Source organism: Variovorax sp. 20P10.2.4, from assembly GCF_058244205.1.
Window position 1 is genome coordinate 1 of record NZ_JBZAYE010000662.1, and the last position, 3852, is coordinate 3852.

Annotated in this window: 4 protein-coding genes; 2 read left to right on the plus strand and 2 right to left on the minus strand. The window is 67.3% G+C overall.

Annotation, left to right across the window (positions count from 1 at the left end; all coding sequences use genetic code 11):
- Nucleotides 1-1122: aminotransferase class V-fold PLP-dependent enzyme (locus tag AC27VN_RS35230; protein ID WP_490879611.1), on the plus strand; the 1122-nt coding region annotated here is incomplete at its 5' end.
- Nucleotides 1119-1571: a RidA family protein gene (locus tag AC27VN_RS35235; protein WP_490879612.1), complete on the plus strand. Its 453-nt coding sequence runs from the start codon at nucleotides 1119-1121 to the stop codon at nucleotides 1569-1571. The genes AC27VN_RS35230 and AC27VN_RS35235, both read left to right, overlap by 4 nt.
- Before the next feature lie 41 nt (nucleotides 1572-1612).
- On the opposite strand, the gene AC27VN_RS35240 is transcribed toward AC27VN_RS35235, so the two are convergent.
- Nucleotides 1613-3124: a tripartite tricarboxylate transporter permease gene (locus AC27VN_RS35240; RefSeq protein ID WP_203207895.1), complete on the minus strand. Its 1512-nt coding sequence runs from the start codon at nucleotides 3122-3124 to the stop codon at nucleotides 1613-1615.
- A gap of 40 nt (nucleotides 3125-3164) precedes the next feature.
- On the minus strand, nucleotides 3165-3653 hold the full coding sequence (locus AC27VN_RS35245; protein ID WP_208514180.1) for a tripartite tricarboxylate transporter TctB family protein: 489 nt from the start codon (nucleotides 3651-3653) through the stop codon (nucleotides 3165-3167).
- Nucleotides 3654-3852: the final 199 nt, after the last annotated feature.

Consider the following 3852-nt stretch of genomic DNA (forward strand, 5'->3'; position numbering starts at 1 on the left):
GCCAAGGCGCTGTTCCCCGGCGTGGCCGACCGCGTGTACCTCAACGGCGCGGCCGATCACCCCTGGAACCAGTACGCCACCGACGCGCTGAGTTCCTACGCGCAGTCCAAGCTCTCGCTCGCGAGCGGCAGCGCGACCGCCACCGCGAAGTTCGCGGCGCTGATCAATGCCGATGCCGACGAGATCGCCTACGTGCCCAGCACCTCGATGGGCGAGTACCTCGTGACGCGCGCGCTCGGCCTGCCCGAATCGGGCGGCCGCGTGGTCACCGACGCGCTGCACTTCGTGGGCTCGTTCTACATGTACGAGCAGTACCGGCTGCGCGGCCTCGACGTGCTCACCGTGCCGATGGACGCCAACCACCGCATCGCGCTGGCCGACCTCGACAAGGCCATCTCGCCGGGCACCAAGCTGGTGGCGATCTCGCACGTGTCGCTCTACAACGGCTTCACGCACGACCTCAAGGCCGTGTGCGACCTCGCGCATTCGCGCGGCGCGCTGGTCTACGTCGACCTGATCCAGTCGGCCGGCGCGGTGCCGGTGGACGTGAAGGCCGCGGGCGTCGACTTCGCGGGCTGCGGCACCTACAAGTGGCTGATGGGCGATTTCGGCTTCGCCTTCCTCTACGTGCGCAAGAGCCTGCTACCCAAGCTGCAGCGGCCCTGGTACGGCTACCGCCAGACGCGCAATTTCGCGGCGCCGATCCTGCACGTCTATCCGCTCGACCCGCCCGGCAGCGTGCCCTACGAGAGCGTGCAGATCGATTCGGTGTCGGGCTACTTCAGCGGTTCGTTCCCGGCCTCCTCCATCGAGGCCGCCTGCGCGGCATCCATCGACTGGATCCAGAGCGTGGGCGTCGACAGGATCCAGGCCTGGCGCAAGCCGATGACCGATGCGCTGCAGGCCGGCCTGCGCGCCAAGGGCTTCCAGGTGGTGACGCCGCCCGACAGCAGTTCGCCGATCGTGACCTTCGCCTATGCCAATGCCGCGCAGCTCGCGAGCCGGCTCGCGCCCGACAAGATCGAGATCACGCTGCGCGCCAACCATGCGCGCATCTCGCCGTCCGTCTACAACGACATGAACGACATCGCCAAATTCCTCGCCGCGATCGGAACGCCATGAAACGCCTCACCCTCATCGGCGGCGCCGCGCTGGCCTGCCTCGTGCTCGCGACCAGCGCCTGCGGCGTCGCGCCGCGCCATCTCAACTCGGGCAAGGTGCTGCCCACCACGCTGCCCTTCTCCGAGGCCGTGCAGGTCGGCCGCACGCTCTACCTGTCGGGCCAGATCGGCAACCTCCCCGGCAGCCTCAAGCTGCCGCCGGGCGGCATCGGTTCCGAGTCGAAGCAGGTGATGGAGAACATCAAGACCACGCTCGAAGCGCATGGCCACACCATGGCCGACGTGGTGAAGTGCACCGCCATGCTGGCCGACATGAGCGAGTGGGGGGCCTTCAACGAGGTCTACAAGACCTACTTCGCCGAAGGCCGGTATCCGGCGCGCAGTGCCTTCGGTGCCACGGCGCTGGCCTTCAATGCGCGGATCGAGGTGGAGTGCATCGCCGCGAAGTGAAGGCGCAAAGGCGGGGCCGCGCGGCCCCGCCACTCGAACGATCAATCCTCGACGAACGCCTCTTCCCGCTTCGCCTTCACCGAAGGCAGCAGCACCACCACCAGCAACAGCAGCGCCGCCGCGAGCAGCCCGGCCGACAGCGGCCGCGTGACGAACACGCTCCAGTCGCCGCGCGACAGCAGCAGCGCACGGCGCAGGTTCTCTTCCATCATCGGTCCGAGGATGAAGCCCAGCAGCAGCGGCGCGGGCTCGCACCGGAGCTTGAGGAACAGGTAGCCCACGATGCCGAAGATCGCGACCATCCACACGTCGAAGGTGTTGTTGTTCTCCGAGTACACGCCCACCGCGCAGAACAGCACGATCGAAGGGAACAGCCACTTGTAGGGAATGGTCAGCAGCTTGATCCAGATGCCGATCATCGGCAGGTTCAGCACGATCAGCATCAGGTTGCCGATCCACATCGAGGCGATCAGGCCCCAGAACAGTTCGGGGTTGCTGGTCATCACCTGCGGGCCGGGCTGGATGTTGTGGATCGTCATCGCGCCCACCATCAGCGCCATCACGGCGTTGGGCGGAATGCCCAGCGTGAGCAGCGGGATGAAGGAGGTCTGCGCACCGGCGTTGTTGGCCGACTCGGGCCCCGCCACGCCGCGGATGTTGCCCTTGCCGAACGGCACCTCGCCGTTCTTGAGCTTGATCTTCTTCTCGATGGTGTAGGCCGCGAAGGCCGACAGCAGCGCGCCGCCGCCGGGCAGGATGCCCAGGGCCGAGCCGAGCGCGGTGCCGCGCAGCACAGCGGGCGTCATGCGGCGGAAGTCTTCCTTGGTGGGCCACAGGCCCTTGACCTTGGCGGTGAAGACCTCGCGCTCGTGCTCGGGCACCGCAAGGTTGGCGATGATCTCGCCGTAGCCGAACACGCCCATGGCGATGGCGATGAAGCCGATGCCGTCGGTGAGTTCGGGAATGTCGAAGCTGTAGCGCGCCACGCCCGAGTTCACGTCGGTGCCCACCAGGCCCAGCGCGAGGCCGAGCAGGATCATGGTGATGGCCTTGAGCAGCGAGCCCGAGGCCAGCACCACGGCGCCGATCAGGCCCAGGATCATCAGCGAGAAGTATTCGGCCGGGCCGAACTTGAAGGCCAGCTCGGTCAGCGGCGGCGCGAAGGCGGCCAGGATCAGCGTGCCCACGCAACCGGCGAAGAAGGAACCGAGCCCCGCGGCCGCGAGCGCGGGCCCGGCCCGCCCCTTGCGCGCCATCTGGTAGCCGTCGATCACTGTCACCACCGAGGATGACTCCCCTGGCAGGTTCACGAGAATCGCGGTGGTGGAGCCGCCGTACTGCGCGCCGTAGTAGATGCCGGCCAGCATGATGAGCGCCGACACCGGCGGCAGCGCATAGGTCGCGGGCAGCAGCATCGCGATGGTCGCGACCGGGCCGATGCCCGGCAGCACGCCGATCAGGGTACCCAGCAGGCAGCCGACGAAGGCGTAGACCAGGTTCTGCGCCGTGAAGGCGACGCCGAAGCCGATCGAGAGGTTGGTGATCAGGTCCATGGTTCTCTTGTCTTGTCTTTTCGTTCTTCTTGTAGCGAAATCAGCCGGCGATGAAGGTCGGCCAGACCTGGAACTGCAGCTTGAGCGCGACCACGAAGGCCAGGTAGCTGCCGAGCGCGAGCACGGTGGCCAGCAGGGTCACGCCCTTCCAGCCGAAGTTGTCGCCCGCGAGGCTGGCGATGAAGGTCAGCGCATAGATCGCGACGATCAGCCCCATCGACGGCAGGCCGATGCTCGGCAGCCCGCCGAGCAGCACGCCGAAGATCAGGTTGGCGCTGATGATGAACACCAGCGGCTTCCAGGCGATGCGCCCGATCGGCTCGCCGTCGTCGGTCTCCACCGACAGCGCCTTGAGCGTGATCAGCACGCCCATCAGGGCGATGAGGATGCCGACGATCAGCGGGAAGTAGCCCGGGCCCATGCGGGCGCCGGTGCCGACGTTGTAGTTCGTGGCGCCCCATGCGAAGGCCACGCCGAAGGCGCTGAAGAGCACGCCCGAGCAGAAGTCTCTCTGACTCTTGATTCTCACCGTTGATGTCTCCTGGGAATTGCCTGGGACCGCGGCGCGGCCCATGCGGCTGGCACGTGAAAGTGCGAGCCGCCGATCCTAGGAATTCGCGCGCGTGCTGTGCGTGAACACAACATTGCCGTTCGGCAATGTGGCGCGCCTCAGTCGCCGCCGCCGGGCAGGTCGATGCGCACGCGCAGCCCGGGGGCGGCATCCTCGA